The organism is Achromobacter sp. RT286_PF (assembly GCF_059760425.1).
The window spans coordinates 1-16,871 of sequence record NZ_JCBAMR010000036.1 but is presented as its reverse complement, the minus strand read 5'-3'; the positions used below and the strand labels follow the sequence as shown (position 1 = coordinate 16,871).

The following is a 16,871-nucleotide window of genomic DNA, read 5'->3' as shown; positions in this document are numbered from 1 at the left end:
TTGTCCCCCCACGGGGAACTTGTGGGGCGGCATCTTGTCCGTTATTCTTACGACATTCAGATTACTGTAAGAAAAGTCGCGAATAGGTCCCGCTGTCCGTGGGACTCCTTGCTGCTCGGGGCAGCGGGGGCGCGAGTACGAGGGAGCTAACTCTATGACCAAATTCTGTCTTTCGCGGTTTGTCGCCGCAGCGCTCATCGCCGTTTCCGGCGCGGCGTTGGTGACGGCATCGTTTGATGCCGAAGCCCGTCGTGCGGGTGGCGGCAGCAGCGTCGGCCGCCAATCCTCCAATGTGACCCAGCAGCGCCAGGCCACCACGCCGCCGGCCGCCGCCAACAACACGGCCGGCGCCACCGCCGCCCCGGCAGCCGCCGGTGCAGCCACGGCCGGTGCCGCGGGCGCCGCCGCCAAGAGCGGCGCGTCGCGCTGGCTTGGCCCCATCGCCGGCATCGCCGCCGGCCTGGGTATCGCCGCCTTGTTGTCCAGCATGGGCCTGTCGGGCGCGTTCGCCGAATTCCTCGGTTCCGCGCTGCTGATCGCCGCTGTTGTGTTCGCCGTCATGTTCATCATCCGCCGCCTGCGTGGCGCGGGTCCGCGTACGGCAACGCAAGGCGCGTTCAATGGCGCCAACAACGCACCCGGCCAGCAACAGCAGCCGATGTGGCGTGAAGCGCTCAAGCCCACCGCCGCCGCCGCTCCGGCCGCTGCCGCTGCCGCCCCGGTGGCGCCTCCGGCCGTGCTGCCCAAGGCCGGCGAGGACAACAACTGGTTCGTGCCGGGTGATTTCGACACGCCCGCCTTCCTGAAGCAGGCCAAGGAGCAGTTCGTGCGCATCCAGGCCGTGTGGGACAGCGGCAGCACCGATGGCCTGCGCGACTTCCTGACCGATGACCTGATTACCGAGCTCAAGCCGCAACTGGCCGAGCGCGGCGCAGCGCCCAACAAGACCGAAGTGGTCTTGCTGAACGCCGAAATGCTGGGTATCGAAACCGTGTCCGACGGCCACCTGGCCAGCGTGCGCTTCTCCGGCATGCTGCGCGAGGCCCCGGGCGCCGAAGCCTTCCGCTTCGAAGAAGTCTGGAACCTGTTCAAGCCCGCCAATGGCGGCTGGCTCTTGGCCGGCATTCAACAGATCCCCGTGGATCTGGCCAGCTAAACGCTGTTTGATCGGGGCTGACTCTGTCCTCCGTTGCCGGATGCCCCAGGGCATCCACTCGAACCGGCCCTAGAAGGGCCGGTTTTTCCTTGTCCCGTTGTACTAAACGCGGTGCCATCTAACCCGTTACACTCCCGATTTAGCCACTAATTGCGGCAAGCCCTGCCCCGGGGTGTTGCACACCGTCATGCTGCCTTTTTCCTTCTTGCCCACGCCCTCTCGAATGGCTGTCAGTGCGCTCAACGCCCTGTTGAGGCGCGAAGAATGGGCGCGCGAGCGCCTGGCGCGGCACGCCGGCAAGACGGTGCGTTTTGCGCTGGGTGGCTTCACGCTGGGCCTGACGATCGATAGCGAAGGCCTGGCGTCCCAGGCCGACCCCGCCGTGGTGCCGGATGTGACGCTGACGGTGGCGCCTGAAAAGCTGCCCCTGCCGCGTTTGGGCGCTGACCGTGAAACGCCAGATTTCGCACAGGCCACGCATATTTCGGGCGACGCCGCGCTGGCCCAGGTCGTAGCCGACCTTGCCAAGCAGCTGCGTTTCGATCCCGAAGACGCCCTGGCCCGCGTGGTGGGCGATATCGCCGCACTGCGCATCGTGGGCGGCGCCCGCTCGGCGGCCGATGGCGCGCGTAACGCCGGCAAGCGCCTGGCGGAAAATGTGTCTGAATACCTGGCTGAAGAAAGCGGCGTACTGGTGGGCCGCCCGGCGCTGGAGCAATGGCGCCTGGATCTGGCCGAGCTCACCGCAAGCGCCGACGCCTTGGCGCGTTCGGCCACCGCCCTGCAAACCCGTCTGGCGTCCGCCAGCGCAAAGCGGGGCGCCTGATATATGTTTCCCCTGCTGCGCCTTATTCGCATCATCGTCGTATCGCTGCGTTATGGCCTGGACGAACTGGTCCTGTCCAGCCTGAATCATCCGCTGGCCACCTGCCTGCTGCGCGTCATCCGCCTGGGCACCCGCCCGCGCCAGCCGCGTGGGCAACGCCTGCGCCTGGCGCTGGAATCCCTGGGCCCCATCTTCGTCAAGTTTGGCCAGGTGCTGTCCACGCGCCGCGACCTGATCCCGGCGGATATCGCCAACGAACTGGCCTTGCTGCAAGACCGCGTGCCGCCGTTCCCGTCCGCGCAGGCCGCAGCCTGCATCGAGGCCGCGCTGGGCGCGCCGCCTGAAAAGCTGTTCGCGCAGTTCGACGTGGACCCGGTCGCGTCCGCCTCCATCGCCCAGGTGCACTTTGCCGTGCTGCACGACGGCCGCGAAGTCGCCGTGAAAGTGCTGCGCCCGGGCATGCTGGGCATCATCGAAAAAGACCTGTCGCTGCTCAAGATCGTGGCGCGCATCATCGAGCGCCTGGGCGCCGATGGCCGCCGCCTGAAGCCGCGCGAAGTCGTGGCCGAATTCGACAAGTACCTGCACGACGAGCTGGACCTGGTGCGCGAAGCGTCCAATTGCAGCCAGCTGCGCCGCAATTTCGGCCCGGAATCGGGCCGCGGCGACATGCTGATCGTGCCTGAAGTGATCTGGGAATACACGGCGTCCACCGTGTTCACCATGCAGCGCATGTACGGCATGCCGGTGGGCCAGGTGGAACGCATGCGCGAGGCCGGGATCGACATCCCGACCCTGGCGCGCACCGGCGTGGAAATCTTCTTCACGCAGGTCTTCACCGACGGCTTTTTCCACGCCGACATGCACCCGGGCAACATCTACGTGTCGGATCGCCCCGACACGCTGGGCAGCTATATCGCGCTGGACTTCGGCATCGTCGGGTCGTTGTCCGAATTCGACAAGAACTATCTGGCGCAGAATTTCCTGGCCTTCTTCCACCGCGATTACCGCCGCGTGGCGCAGTTGCACATCGAGTCCGGCTGGGTGCCGGCCGACACGCGCGAAGAAGAACTGGAAGGCGCGGTGCGCGCCGTCTGCGAACCCTACTTTGACCGGCCGTTGTCGGAAATATCGCTGGGGCAGGTTCTGCTCCGCCTGTTCCAGACGTCGCGCCGGTTCAATGTCGAGATCCAGCCGCAGCTGGTGCTGCTGCAAAAGACGTTGCTGAACGTCGAGGGATTGGGCCGTCAGCTCGATCCCGACCTGGATCTCTGGAAGACCGCCAAGCCCTATCTGGAACGTTGGATGCGCCAGCGTGTCGGATTCAAGGGGCTGCGTCAAAGCCTGGAAAAAGAAGCCGTGCAGTGGTCGCAAATGCTGCCCGCTTTACCCAGGCTGGTCCATGACCACCTGAGCCGCCCGAACGTCTCGCCCGCGCTGCTGGCCGAGATGATTCACCTGCGGCGCGCCCAGGAACAGAACAACCGGCTGGTTGCAGCGCTGGTTGGGGTGTTGGCTCTTGCGATCGGGGTCGCAATCTGGGCCTTGACCCGATAGGCGGCGCGATGGTCTAGACGAACTCTGTCATGTTTCATTCATGAAACGGTCATCATAGCTTCGCGGGAAACGGCGAAAAATAGCGCTGCGGTGGATGAAAGCAGCGTCACTCGCCGGAACGACGCGCGCGCCATTCATTAATTTCTATCGCCCCACAAGCGGGACGAATACAAGGGCAGACCATGCTTTATCCTGAACTCTTCAAGACCATGGAAGCCGTGCGCTGGAACATGGCGCACGACATCCCCTGGGGAGATTTCGATCGCAGCAAGCTCTCTGACGAGCAAGCGCAAACGATCAAAATGAACGCCATCACCGAATGGGCGGCGCTGCCCGCCACGGAGATGTTCCTGCGCGACAACCGCGGGGACAGCGACTTCTGCGCATTCATGTCGGTGTGGTTCTTTGAAGAGCAAAAGCACTCGTTGGTGTTGATCGAATACCTGCGCCGCTTCCGGCCCGACCTGGTGCCCACCGAAGAAGAGCTGCACAACGTGCGCTTTGAATTCGACGCGGCGCCCGAGCTGGAAACGCTGATGCTGCATTTCTGCGGCGAAATCCGCTTGAACCACTGGTATCGCCGCGCTGCCGAATGGCACACCGAGCCGGTCATCAAGGCCATCTACAAGACCGTGGCGCAGGACGAAGCCCGCCATGCCGGCGCGTACCTGCAATACATGCGCCGCGCGCTGCACGACCGTGGCCAGGACACCAGCGAGCAAGCCCGCCTGGCGTTCTCGAAGATCGGCGTGCTGATGGCGTCGGCCGGGCGCACGCAGCAGGCGCTGCACCCGACCAACCTGCACGTCAACAAAGACCTGTTCCCCAACGACACGGTGCAGTCGCGCCTGCCCGAGCCGGGCTGGCTTGAGCACTGGCTGGACACGCAGATCCGCTTTGACGGCATCTGGGAACAGAAGGTGGCCAGCCGCATTCTGCACATCCTGTCCAAGCTGATGGATCGCAGCTTTGAAACGGTGAAGGACCTGAACCGCTACCGCAAGGAAATGACGGCGCTGGTCGTACCGAAGGAAAAGCAGATCATCCTGGGCGGCGCCTGAACGCCACCTTCGGGCGGTGGGCGCGCGGATATAATCGCCGCATGTCCGCCGCCCGTTTTGAATCCAAAGTCCTGTCCCGCGACGAATGCGTCGCCGCCGTTGCCGCCGGCCGCCTGCCCAGGCCGCTGGTGTTCACCAACGGGGTCTTCGACATCCTGCATCGTGGCCATGCCACGTATCTGGACCAGGCCGCGCAGTTGGGCGCGACCTTGGTGGTGGCGGTGAACACCGATGAATCGGTGCGCCGCCTGGGCAAGGGCGCCGAGCGCCCGCTGAACCGCATGGAAGACCGCGCCGCGCTGCTGGCCGCGCTGGGCTGCGTGACCGTGGTCACGTCGTTTCACGAAGACACGCCCGAAGCGCTGATCGGCCAGCTCAAGCCCGACCTGATCGTCAAGGGCGGCGATTACGACATGGAAACGTTGCCGGAAACGGCCCTGGTCAAAAGCTGGGGCGGTCGCGCCGTGGCCATACCGTTCGAATTCCAGCGGTCCACGACGGCGCTGGTGAAAAAGATCCAGGGCGGCTGAGGCCAAGCGGCGTTGAGCCTACGCAGGGCATGAAAAAAGGCGGCTTGTGCAAGCCGCCTTTTTTGTCCGTAGCCCATAGCCCGTGGCCCAAGCCCATCCCACCGCATCCAAGCCCGATCCCCCGCCTCAGCGCGGTTCCCGCAGCAGCCTGTTGATCGCTTCCAGATCCGTTTCCGCCAGGATGCCGCTGGTGGCCTTTAGCCGCAGCCCCGATAGCACCGTGCTGTAGCGGGCCAGCGCCAGATCGCGCTGCGTGGCGTACAACTGCTGCTGCGCATTGAGCACGTCCAGGTTGATTCGCACGCCGACTTCGTAGCCGGTGCGGTTGGCCTCGACGGCGGCGCGGCTGGATTTTTCGCCGGCTTCCAGCGCCTGGATGCGGGCCAGTCCGCTGGTGACGCCCGTGTAGTACTGGCGCGCGGCCTGGATGGCCTGGCGGCGCGCGGTTTCGAAGTCGTGACGGGCCTTTTGTTCCAGCTGCACCTTCTCGGTCACCTGGGACGACACACCGCCACCGGAATACAGCGGAATGGACAGCACCACGCCCACCGTGTTGTCGATGGGCTTGCCCGGCGCCGCGTTGCGCATGATGGCGTCACTGGCGCTGCCGCTGGTGGCGCGCAGGTTCAGGGTGGGATAGTGGCCGCTCTTGGCGATCTGGATTTCGCGGCCCGCGATGCGGGTCAGCAACTGCGCGCGCAGCACGTCCAGGCTGGACGACTCGGCTTGCGTGCTCCAGTCGTTCACGCGGGCCGGCTGTGGCGACGGCAGTTGCACGCCGTAGGGCAGTTCGGCCAGCGCGCCGGGCGCCGTGCCGATGATTTTGGCCAGTTCGTCGCGGCGCACGTCCAGGTCGTTTTGCAGACGCAATTCCTGTGCGACCACCAGGTCGTAGCGCGCCTGCGCTTCATAGGTGTCGGTAACGGTGGAATTGCCCAACTCGAAATTGCGCTTGGCCGACTCCAGCTGACCCGCCACGGCTGCCTTCTCGGCCTCGGTCGCGGTCAGCGCGTCTTGCGCGTACAGCACGTTGAAATAGGCGTCCGCCACGCGCAGCAGCAGGTCTTGATAGGCCTGCTGCAACTGCACTTCGACATCGGCCACGATCAGCTTGGACTGCTCGTAGTTTTGCCACCGGCCCCAATCGAACAGCGGCTGCGTCAGCGCCAGATCCCAGACGCCACGGCCGCCGCTGTAGGCCACGCCCAGGCCGCGCGTGCTGCGCGTTTCCTGATATGCGCCGCCGGCTTCGGCCGAAATGAGCGGCAGCAGCAGCGAGCGGGCTTGCGGTTCTTTTTCCAGCCCGGCGCGATAGTTGGCGCGGGCGGCGGCATAGGTGGGGTCATTGCCCAGGGCGGCTTGCCAGACCTGGATCAGGTTCTGCGCAAATGCGGGCAACGGGCCGACGCTTGCGGCGGCGGTAAAAACCAGTAAAGCCGTAAGCAATCGGACGCGCATGATTTTCAACGATACGCCGGGCCGCCCCAGGGTGCCCGGGCCCCGATGCGGGGCTGGCACGGGGCGGCGGGGATAGGGTTTAGAACTTGAACTGGGATACCGCGACGCCGCGCAGCGGCTTGATCACGGTTTCAAACAGGTTCACCGTTTCAAAGCTGGCGGCGGTGGTGCGGGTGATGCGACAGGCCGTCATGACGGGGGCTTGGCCCACGATCACGACCAGACGGCCGCCCACGCGCAACTGGTACTTGAGCGCGTCCGGCACGACGGGCACCGAACCCGTGACCAGAATCGCGTCGTATTCGGTCGAGCCCCAGCCGTTGCGGGCGTCGCCGGTTTCGACCTTGACGTTGGTGACGTTGTTCATTTGCAGGTTCTGCTGCGCGAACGTCACCAGGCGGCTGTCGATTTCAACCGAGGTCACCTGTTGGGCCAGATAGCCCAGCAGCGCGGCCTGGTAGCCCGAACCGGTGCCGATTTCCAGCACGCAGTCGGATTTGGTCAATTGCAGGTCTTGCGCCAGACGCGCTTCAACCTTGGGGGCGAGCATGGTCTGGCGGGTGTTGACCGCATTGATTTCAAGCGGGAGTTCCAGGTCGGAAAACGCCAAGGCGCGCAGGGCCGGCGGAACGAATTGTTCGCGGCGCACATCGAACAGCGCTTGCAGCACGTTGGCGTCCAGGACGTCCCACGGGCGGATCTGCTGTTCCACCATATTGAAGCGGGCTTGTTCTACGTCGGGCAGGGTCGAAGCGTTCATGACGGTCAGGAAAAAACAGAGGAATCAGGCGGCCATTGTACCGATTCGTAGCGTCCTGTGACGGCGCTCGGGCCAAGCAGGCGTTTCAGCCCGGGTGACGATGCCTGAAACGACCGCGGCGCTTCGAAAAGCGCCGCGATAATCCGCAACCCCTGCTTGCATGGCGGGGCGCCGGGCCTGCTACCACCAGGCGTGAAAGTGGTGGACCGGCCCGTGGCCCGATCCTACCGACAGCCGTTCGGCGTGGCGGATGGCTTCGGTCAGGTAGGCCTTGGCGCGGCGCGCGGCCTCTGGTACGTCCCCGATTTGGGGCAGCAAGGCCGCCAGCGCGGCCGACAAGGTGCAGCCGGTGCCGTGGGTGTTGGCCGTTTCGATGCGGTGGCCGGGCAGTTCGATCATGCGGTCGCCGTCGTGCAGCAGGTCGATGGTTTCGTTGCCGGGCAGATGGCCGCCCTTGACCAGCACCCAGCGTTCGCCCGAGTGCGCCAGCTTGTTGCGCAGGCGTTCGGCCACGCGCCGCATTTCCTTGACGGTTTCCACCGGCCGCTCTTCCAGCAGCACGCCGGCTTCGGGCAGGTTGGGCGTCAGCATCGTGCACTGCGGCAGCAGCGCCTCGCGCATGGCGCCCACGGCATCGTTCTCCAGCAGCAGGTCGCCGCTTTTGGCCACCATGACCGGGTCCAGCACCACGTGCGCCGGGGTCCACTTGGCCAGCTTTTCGGCCACCATTTCAATCACCGGGTACTGGCCCAGCATGCCGATCTTGACGGCGTCGATGCGCACGTCGGTGAACAGCGTATCGATCTGCAAGCCCACGAAGGCGGGCGACACGGCCGAAATGCCGGTGACGCCCTGGGTGTTCTGCGCGGTCAGCGCCGCGATGACGGCGCAACCGTACGCGCCCAGCGCGCTCATGGCCTTGACGTCGGCCAGGATGCCGGCGCCGCCGGAGGGGTCGACGCCCGCGATGGTCAACGCGTTGGGAATGGGACGGGCGTTGCCGTCCTGTTGGCGCGAGCTCATTTCTGCGCGCCCGGGCCGCCGGTGATCAGCCCTTCGGTGGGCGAGCTGGGCGCGCCGCTGTACAGCTTCTTGGGCATGCGGCCGGCCAGGAAGGCCTCGCGGCCGGCTTCCACGCCCTTCTTCATGGCGCTGGCCATCAGGATCGGGTCTTGCGCGGCGGCGATGGCGGTGTTCATCAGCACGGCGTCGCAGCCCAGTTCCATGGCGATGGCGGCATCGGACGCAGTGCCCACGCCGGCGTCCACCACGACCGGCACGCGGGCCTGGTCGATGATCAGGCGCAGGTTCCAGGGGTTCAGGATGCCCATGCCCGAGCCGATCAGGGACGCCAATGGCATCACCGCCACGGCGCCCATGTCTTCCAGCATGCGGCACTGGATGGGGTCGTCGGTGCAATAGACCATGACCTTGAAGCCGTCGTCGACCAGGGTCTTGGTGGCCTTCAGGGTTTCCGGCATGTTGGGGAACAGCGTGTGCGGGTCGCCCAGCACTTCCAGCTTGACCAGGTCATGGCCGTCCAGCAGTTCGCGCGCCAGGCGCAGCGTGCGCACGGCGTCGTCGGCGCTGTAGCAGCCGGCCGTGTTGGGCAGCAGCGTGAATTTCGACGGCGGGACGTAGTCCAGCAGGTTCGGTTCACCGGCGTTCTGGCCGATGTTGGTGCGCCGGATGGCAACGGTGACGATTTCCGTGCCGCTGGCATCCAGCGCCGCGCGGGTCTGTTCGAAGTCTTTGTACTTGCCGGTGCCGACAAGCAGGCGCGACGAATAGGCGCGCCCGGCGATGGTGAGGGTGTCTTGTGTGGTCATGGCGGTGTTTCAAAGGGCGGGTGCGCGCAGCGATACCCGCGGGAGGCTGACTGAAAGGCTTTCGCGAATGATAAAGCACGATGTCGCGCCGCATGCGGAAGTCCCTGGGAAGCCGCGTTCCGTTTTTCAAGGATTGCGGCAATTGCCAAGAACGGATCAGCAAGAAGGGATTGCCAAGAAGGGATCGCCAAGAAAGGATCAGCAAGAAAGGATCAGCAAGAAAGGATCAGCAAGAAAGGATCAGCAAGGAACGGATCAGCAAGGAACGGATCAGCGCAGCCGGTCCAGATCGGCGCAGACGGCCTCGGCCGCGTCGATCAGGCGCGGCCCCGGCCGATACAGCGCGTCGGCATCCACGCCGTACACATGCCCCAGGCGGGCGGCGGGTAGCCCCAGCGCCTGCCACGCGGCCAGGTTGCGGGCGGTGTCTTCAGGCCGGCTCACGCCTGCCAGCACGGCCTCGGGCCGCGCGGCCAGCACGCCTTCCAGGCTGACCTGGGGGGCCACGACGGGCGCCAGGCCAAAGACGTTGACGCCGCCGCAGATGCGCAGCGCGTCGCTGACGATGCTGCTGTCGTTCAGGGTGTAGATCGGGTCCAGCCCGGCCTGGATGAAGACGCGCACCGGGCGGCGTCCAGCGTAGCGCGCGGTCAGGGCGGCCAGGCGCGCGCGCAGTTGCGCGGCGGCCGGTCCGGCTTGCGCCTGGGTGCCGAACAACACGCCCATGCGTTCCACGGCGTCGGGAATGGCGGCCAGCGTCAGGGGGTCGCTGTAGAACACCGGCACGCCCAGCTTGTCCATGACACGCACGACAGGTTGCGCGGCGCTGGGTTGCCAGGCGATCAGCAGGTCGGGGCGGACGGCGGCCACGCGCTCGGCGTCGGGCTGCGTGCCGTCGCCGATCACGGGCACCTGGCGCGCGGCCGGGGGGTAGTCGCTGCCGCGGATGGTGGCGGCAAGATAGTTGCCCGCGCCGGCCGCGAATACCAGTTCGGTTGCATGCGGCGCCAGCGTGACGGCGCGGCGCGCGGGCGCGGCCAGGGAAACCGGGCGGCCCTTGTCGTCCTGCGTGTGGATGGCGGTGCCGGCGGGCGTTGCGGCCGGGGTAGCGGCCGGGGTACTGGCCAAGGGTGCGGACGACGTTGCGGCCGAGAGTACGGCCGACGTTGCTGCCGAGGATGCGGCGGAGGATGCGACCGACGTTGCGGCCATGGTCGTCGCCGAAGCCAGCAGGGCGCCCTGGGCCAGCACAAGGCCCAGGGACCGCTTCAGGGACCGCCCCGGGCGGGGGCGGGTCAATGCGCGTGCGAACGTCATGCAAGAGCCGATAAGGTCAGCAAAGAACGCCGACTATATCGGATGTCCGCCATCAATAGCGCAGCGTGAGCGAGGCGTAGAAATTACGGCCCGGCGCCGGGTACAGGTTGTAGTTGGCAACCGGCCCCAGCATTTCGAACGACGCATTGCCGCCGCGTATGCCGTAGGTGGCGTACTGGCGATCGAAGATGTTGTTCACGCCGATGGCGCCTTCGACGTTGCGCGTGAACTTGTACGCGACCTTCGTGTTGAACAGCACGTAGGCATCCAGTTCCTTGTCGAATTGGTTGGCCTGGTCGTTGTCCATGCGCGACTTGCCCACATACTGCGCCGACACGTTCCACAGGAACGCATCGGTGGGGCGCCACGTCACGCCCGCATTGGCCAGCCACTTGGGCGCCAGCGGCACGGTCTTGCCGGCCAGGTCCACGCCCGCGTAGTTGCCCGAGCGGAATTGCGCTTCCATCCAGGTCAGGTTGGCGTCCAGCGTGACGCTGCTGGACACGGCGGTGCGGCCTTCCAGTTCGATGCCTTGGCGGCGGGTCGGGTCCAGGTTGGTGTTGGCGCCGGTGCCCGGACCCCACATGCCGTCGGCCAGCGGGTTGTACTGGATTTCGTTGGTCAGGTCATAGCGGAAGTACGACAGGCGGGCGCTGCTGGCGGCGCCTTGCCACGTCACGCCGATTTCCTTGTCGGTGGACGTTTGCGCGGCCAGCGGGCTTTGCACCGACAGCAGTTCGTCGGCGTTGGGCAGGCGGAAGCTGCGGCCGACCTTGCCGTACAGGCCGAAGCCGGCGGACAGGTCCTGGCGCACGCCCAGCTGCCAGGCGGTCAGGTGGTTGCTGCGATCCGACGGGGTGCCCGAACCGCTGAGCACTTCCAGGTCGTCCGACGCGTACTGACGGCGCACGCCGGCCGTGACCGTGGTGCTGTCGGTGGCGCGGAACAGGCCTTCGGCGAACAGCCCGTACTGGTGCTGGCGCGACTGCCACTTGGACGGTTCGAAGTCGTAGTAGGCGTTCTGGTTGGCGGTGGTCTTGGATTCTTGCGCGTCGGCGCCGAACACCAGGCTGTGGCCGCCGTTGATCGGCAGGCGATAGCGCACGCTGGCGATGTTCTCTTCCAGCTTCTGGTCGCGCAGCGTGTCGCCAAAGCCGTCATACGTCAGGCCGTTCAGCTTCTTTTCGCGGGTGGACAGGTCGGCGTACAAGGTGCCCACGCCAATGGCCTGCTCGACTTGCAGGCCGAAGGTGGTGGACGTGGTCTTGACGAAGTCCACATCGTTCTTCGCGCCGCGCGGGTCGTCCTGGAATTCGTTCACGCCGGTCGACGGGCTGATCAGGCGCGGGCCGGGCAACTCCAGCTTTTGCGTGGTGGTGCGGCCGTACAGGCGGATCGAGCCGTTGTCGTGGCGCAGCGTGATGCCGCCGCCGCCACCTTCGCGGCGCTCGCCGCTGTGGTCGCGGTAGCCGTCGGTGTGCAGCGATTGCAGGTAGGCGTCAACGCCCACCTTCTGGTTGTTCATGGCGACGGCCGCGTCGTATTGGCGCAGGCCATAGCTGCCGAACGTGGCGGTGGCGCGGGCGGTGACCGGTTCTTTCGAGAAATCGGACCGGGTGATGATGTTGATCACGCCGCCGGTCGTGCCGCCGCCGTATTGCACCGAACCGCTGCCGCGCACGATTTCAATGCGTTCCACCTGGTCCAGCGGCACCACGCCCAGGCTGGGGGCCGACAGGTCGTTGGTGTTCTGCTTGACGCCGTCGATCATGATCAGCGTGTTGCTGGCGCCTGTGATGCCGAAGCCGCGCAGGTCGACAATCGCGTTGTCGCTGGAGCTGCTGGTGTTGATCAGGTTGACGCCGGCCTGCGTCGACAGCAGGTCCTGCATGGTGCGCGCGCTGCTGGCGGCGATGTCCTGGGCGGTGATCACCGAAATCGATATTGGAAGCGTGCGGCCGTCGGTCGGCACGCGCTGGGCGGTCACGATGACCGGGTCGAGTTCGGAGGTGGCAGCTTGCTGGGCGGCGGCGATGGCCGGAGCGGAACAGAGCAGGGCGCCGGCGTAACGCCGGATAGAGCGGGCTTTCATCTACATAACCTCGATGCGACCCGCGACCCCGCAGGCCAATCACGATGGAAGGACGTCCGCGCGCCACGGCGCACCAGGCTGGCCTGGCGGCGGCGACGGACTTCCTGACGAGCGAACTGGCCGGTATCGGGCTGCCATGGGCTTGAAAAGCGCATGGGGACCGTTGCGGGGGCAGCACAGGCTGGACGCGGGGCTTGCCGGCTGCCTGCTGGGGGGCAAGGCGGCGCGGCGGCCCGGGCGGGCATCTTCCTGTTTCCCGTTTACCTTTCGCACGCGGACAGGCAAGTGTTGTGTTCTTGCCAGCCTGATGCGCCGAAAGCACCGGTTCGGGGCCGAAACTGTATCACCCGAGGGCGCGAGAGACCCCGTTTTGTTACGATCAGGGCTTGTTTTTTCGGCGTTTTTCGCTTTTTAGCCACATCCGCGCCGCTGTTGGCCAACTTTATCTGGACCTGCCCGTGTCGTATCCCCGCCTGCCGTACCCGCCCGAAGCCTATACCCAGGGTGGCGAATTCGCCCGCCTGCTGGGCAAGCGCATCCTGATCCTGGACGGCGCCATGGGCACCATGATCCAGCGCTACAAGCTGGGCGAAGCCGACTTCCGGGGCGAGCGTTTCGCGGCCCACGGCAAAGACGTCAAGGGCAACAACGAGCTGCTGTCGCTGGTGCGCCCCGATGTCATTTCCGAGATCCATCGGCAATACCTGGAAGCGGGCGCCGACGTCATCGAGACCAACACCTTCGGCGCCACCACCATCGCGCAGGGCGACTACGACCTGCCGGAACTGGCCTACGAACTGAACCTGGTTTCCGCGCAATTGGCGCGCCAAGCCTGTGACGCCTACAGCACGCCGGACAAGCCGCGCTTCGTCGCCGGCGCCCTGGGCCCGCAGCCCAAGACCGCGTCGATCTCGCCCGACGTGAACGACCCCGGCGCGCGCAACGTCACGTTCGACGAATTGCGCGTGGCCTATATAGAGCAGTTGAACGGCTTGCTGGACGGTGGCATCGACATCGTCCTGATCGAAACCATTTTCGACACGCTGAACGCCAAGGCCGCCATCTTCGCCACCGAAGAAGTGTTCGAAGCGCGCGGCATCCGTTTGCCCGTCATGATCTCGGGCACCGTCACCGACGCGTCCGGCCGCATCCTGTCGGGCCAGACGGTTGAAGCCTTCTGGAACTCCGTGCGCCATGCGCGCCCCATCACCATCGGCCTGAACTGCGCGCTGGGCGCGGCGCTGATGCGCCCGTATGTGGCCGAGCTGTCCAAGATCTGCGACACCTACGTCTGCGTGTATCCCAACGCCGGCCTGCCCAACCCCATGGCCGAAACCGGCTTTGACGAAACGCCGGCCGACACGTCCGCGCTGCTGGAAGAATTCGCCCGCGCCGGCTTGGTCAACATGTCGGGCGGCTGTTGCGGCACCACGCCGGACCACATTCGCGCCATCGCCGACAAGGTCACGGCGCTGACGCCGCGCGTCGTGCCGGACATTCCCGTCAAGACGCGCCTGTCCGGCCTGGAAGCGCTGAACATCGACGAGGACACGCTGTACGTCAACGTGGGCGAACGCACCAACGTGACGGGCAGCAAGATGTTTGCCCGTCTGATCCGCGAGGAAAAGTACGACGAGGCGCTGGCCGTGGCGCGCCAGCAGGTCGAGAACGGCGCGCAGATCATCGACATCAACATGGACGAGGCCATGCTGGATTCGGTGGCCTGCATGCACCGCTTCCTGAACCTGATCGCGTCCGAGCCCGACATCGCGCGCGTGCCGGTGATGATTGACAGTTCCAAGTGGGAAGTCATCGAAACCGGCCTGAAGTGCGTGCAGGGCAAGGCGGTGGTGAACTCTATTTCCATGAAGGAAGGGATCGAGCCCTTCCGCCATCACGCCCGCCTGTGCCGCCGCTACGGCGCGGCCGTGGTCGTCATGGCCTTTGACGAGCTCGGCCAGGCCGACACGCTGGAGCGCCGCAAGGAAATCTGCGGCCGCGCGTACAAGATCCTGGTCGAAGAAGAAGGCTTTCCGCCGGAAGACATCATTTTCGACCCGAACGTTTTCGCGGTCGCCACCGGCATCGACGAACACAACCACTACGCGGTGGACTTCATCGAAGGCACCCGCTGGATCCGCCAAAACCTGCCCCACGCCCGCATCTCGGGCGGCGTGTCCAACGTCAGCTTCTCGTTCCGCGGCAACGAGCCGATGCGCGAGGCCATCCACACCGTGTTCCTGTATTACGCGGTCAAGGAAGGCATGACGATGGGCATCGTCAACGCCGGCCAGCTGGGCGTGTACGCCGACCTGGACCCCAAGCTGCGCGACCTGGTCGAAGACGTGGTGCTGGATCGCCCCGACCCCGTCGGCAAGACGGACCCGTCCGACGAACGCACGCCCACCGAACGCCTGGTGCAGTTTGCCGACAGCGTGAAGGGCTCGGGCGCCAAGCGCGAAGAAGACCTGACCTGGCGCAAGGCCGACGTTGAGCAGCGCCTGTCGCACGCGCTGGTGCACGGCATCACCACCTTCATCGTGGAAGACACCGAAGAGGTGCGCCAGAAGATCTTTGACCGGGGCGGTCGCCCTATCGAGGTCATCGAAGGCCCGCTCATGGACGGCATGAACGTCGTGGGCGACCTGTTCGGCGAAGGCAAGATGTTCTTGCCGCAAGTGGTGAAGTCGGCGCGCGTCATGAAGCAGGCCGTGGCCCACCTGATCCCGTTCATCGAAGAAGAAAAGCGCCAGATCGCGGCAGCCGGCGGCGACGTGCGCGCCAAGGGCAAGATCGTCATCGCCACCGTCAAGGGCGACGTGCACGACATCGGCAAGAACATCGTGTCTGTCGTCTTGCAATGCAATAACTTCGAAGTCGTGAACATGGGCGTGATGGTGCCCTGCGCGCAGATCCTGGAAAAGGCCAAGGAAGAAAACGCCGACATCGTCGGCTTGTCAGGCCTGATCACGCCCAGCCTGGAAGAGATGGCCTACGTGGCCAGCGAAATGCAGCGCGACGATTACTTCCGCAGCCGCAAGCTGCCGCTGATGATCGGCGGCGCTACCACCAGCCGCGTGCATACGGCCGTGAAGATCGCGCCCAACTACGAAGGCCCGGTCATCTATGTGCCCGACGCCAGCCGCTCGGTCGGCGTGGCCACCAACCTGATGTCGGACCAATCCGAAACGTACCTGGCCGAGCTGGCCAAGGAATACGAGGAAGTGCGCCGCCGCCACGCCAACCGCAAGGCCACGCCGATTCTGCCGCTGGCGGATGCGCGCGCGTCGCGCCCCGTCATCGACTGGGACAACTACACGCCGCCGCGCCCCAAGTTCATCGGCCGTCGTACGTTCAAGAGCTATGACTTGGCCGAGATCGTGAAGTACGTGGACTGGGGCCCGTTCTTCCAGACCTGGAGCCTGTTCGGCCCGTTCCCCGCCATTCTTGATGACAAGGTCGTGGGCGAGCAGGCCCGCAAGGTCTATGCCGATGGCCTGGCCATGATGAAGCGCATTGTCGAAGGCCGCTGGCTGACCGCCAACGGCGTGGTGGGCTTCTACCCGGCCAACAGCGTCAACGACGAAGACATCGAAATCTACAAGGACGAAACGCGCAGCGAAGTGCTGTTCACGTATCGCAACCTGCGCCAGCAGGGCGCCAAGCGCGAGGGCGTCAGCAACAAGTCGCTGGCGGATTTCATTGCGCCCAAGTCGTCGGGCAAGATGGACTACATCGGCATGTTCGCCGTCACGGCGGGCATCGGCATCGAGAAAAAGGAAGCGGAATTCGAGAAGGCGCTGGATGACTATTCCAGCATCATGTTGAAGTCGCTGGCGGACCGCCTGGCCGAAGGCTTCGCCGAATGCCTGCATGCCCGCGTGCGGCAGGACCTGTGGGGCTACGCGCCCGACGAGGCCCTGTCCAACGAAGACATGATTGCCGAAAAATACGTAGGCATCCGCCCCGCGCCCGGCTACCCGGCCTGCCCGGAACACGTGGTCAAGACCGATATGTTCCGCGTGCTGGACGGCAGCGACATTGGCATGATGCTGACCGACAGCTACGCCATGTACCCGGCGTCCAGCGTGTCGGGCTTTTACTTCAGCCACCCGCAATCGCAGTACTTCAACGTGGGCGTGATCGGCGAAGACCAGCTTGAAGACTACGCCAAGCGCAGCGGCCGCGGCATTGAAGACCTGAAGCGTACGCTGGCGCCAAACCTGGGGTGATCCCCGCAGGCGCGCCAGGTCGCGCCTGAGTTCCTTTCCAGTCTGTTATAGGC

The 16,871-nt window shown here is 65.5% G+C and carries 12 protein-coding genes; 6 read left to right on the top strand and 6 right to left on the bottom strand.

Going from position 1 to position 16,871, the window contains the following annotated elements:
* Positions 1-154 precede the first annotated feature (154 nt).
* The 5 genes from AC6LJY_RS22515 (at position 155) to rfaE2 (ending at position 5,130) form a co-directional block, all read left to right on the top strand.
* Positions 155-1,156, top strand: coding sequence for a Tim44 domain-containing protein (locus AC6LJY_RS22515; RefSeq protein WP_046807659.1), 1,002 nt, complete (start codon positions 155-157; stop codon positions 1,154-1,156).
* Between the two features lie 187 nt (positions 1,157-1,343).
* On the top strand, positions 1,344-1,982 hold the full coding sequence (locus AC6LJY_RS22510) for a ubiquinone biosynthesis accessory factor UbiJ (protein ID WP_498136806.1): 639 nt from the start codon (positions 1,344-1,346) through the stop codon (positions 1,980-1,982).
* A gap of 3 nt (positions 1,983-1,985) precedes the next feature.
* The gene (ubiB, locus tag AC6LJY_RS22505) at positions 1,986-3,539 is read left to right on the top strand and encodes a ubiquinone biosynthesis regulatory protein kinase UbiB (protein WP_046807657.1); all 1,554 of its coding nucleotides are present in this window, start codon (positions 1,986-1,988) and stop codon (positions 3,537-3,539) included.
* 182 nt (positions 3,540-3,721) lie between these two features.
* Positions 3,722-4,600, top strand: coding sequence for a ferritin-like domain-containing protein (locus AC6LJY_RS22500; RefSeq protein ID WP_046807656.1), 879 nt, complete (start codon positions 3,722-3,724; stop codon positions 4,598-4,600).
* Positions 4,601-4,641: 41 nt separating this feature from the next.
* The gene (rfaE2, locus tag AC6LJY_RS22495; RefSeq protein WP_314365416.1) at positions 4,642-5,130 is read left to right on the top strand and encodes a D-glycero-beta-D-manno-heptose 1-phosphate adenylyltransferase; all 489 of its coding nucleotides are present in this window, start codon (positions 4,642-4,644) and stop codon (positions 5,128-5,130) included.
* Between the two features lie 126 nt (positions 5,131-5,256).
* On the opposite strand, the gene AC6LJY_RS22490 is transcribed toward rfaE2, so the two are convergent.
* The 6 genes from AC6LJY_RS22490 to AC6LJY_RS22465 form a co-directional block, all read right to left on the bottom strand.
* The gene (locus AC6LJY_RS22490; RefSeq protein WP_046807654.1) at positions 5,257-6,588 is read right to left on the bottom strand and encodes a TolC family outer membrane protein; all 1,332 of its coding nucleotides are present in this window, start codon (positions 6,586-6,588) and stop codon (positions 5,257-5,259) included.
* A 79-nt stretch (positions 6,589-6,667) separates the two neighbouring features.
* A complete protein-coding gene (locus AC6LJY_RS22485) occupies positions 6,668-7,348 on the bottom strand; it encodes a protein-L-isoaspartate O-methyltransferase family protein (RefSeq protein WP_046807653.1) in 681 nt (226 codons plus the stop codon).
* Between the two features lie 180 nt (positions 7,349-7,528).
* On the bottom strand, positions 7,529-8,371 hold the full coding sequence (thiD, locus tag AC6LJY_RS22480; protein WP_314365409.1) for a bifunctional hydroxymethylpyrimidine kinase/phosphomethylpyrimidine kinase: 843 nt from the start codon (positions 8,369-8,371) through the stop codon (positions 7,529-7,531).
* Positions 8,368-9,177 carry a thiazole synthase gene (locus tag AC6LJY_RS22475; protein WP_046807651.1) on the bottom strand — a complete coding sequence of 270 codons (810 nt, stop codon included), beginning with the start codon at positions 9,175-9,177 and terminating at the stop codon, positions 8,368-8,370. The genes thiD and AC6LJY_RS22475 overlap by 4 nt, the downstream gene beginning before the upstream one ends.
* A gap of 270 nt (positions 9,178-9,447) precedes the next feature.
* Positions 9,448-10,494, bottom strand: a complete 1,047-nt coding sequence (locus AC6LJY_RS22470) for a cobalamin-binding protein (protein WP_498136805.1) — start codon at positions 10,492-10,494, stop codon at positions 9,448-9,450.
* A 52-nt stretch (positions 10,495-10,546) separates the two neighbouring features.
* Positions 10,547-12,586, bottom strand: coding sequence for a TonB-dependent receptor (locus AC6LJY_RS22465; RefSeq protein ID WP_314365400.1), 2,040 nt, complete (start codon positions 12,584-12,586; stop codon positions 10,547-10,549).
* A 458-nt stretch (positions 12,587-13,044) separates the two neighbouring features.
* Between AC6LJY_RS22465 and metH the strand changes: the two genes are divergently transcribed.
* On the top strand, positions 13,045-16,818 hold the full coding sequence (metH, locus tag AC6LJY_RS22460) for a methionine synthase (protein WP_046807666.1): 3,774 nt from the start codon (positions 13,045-13,047) through the stop codon (positions 16,816-16,818).
* The last annotated feature ends 53 nt before the right edge of the window (positions 16,819-16,871 follow it).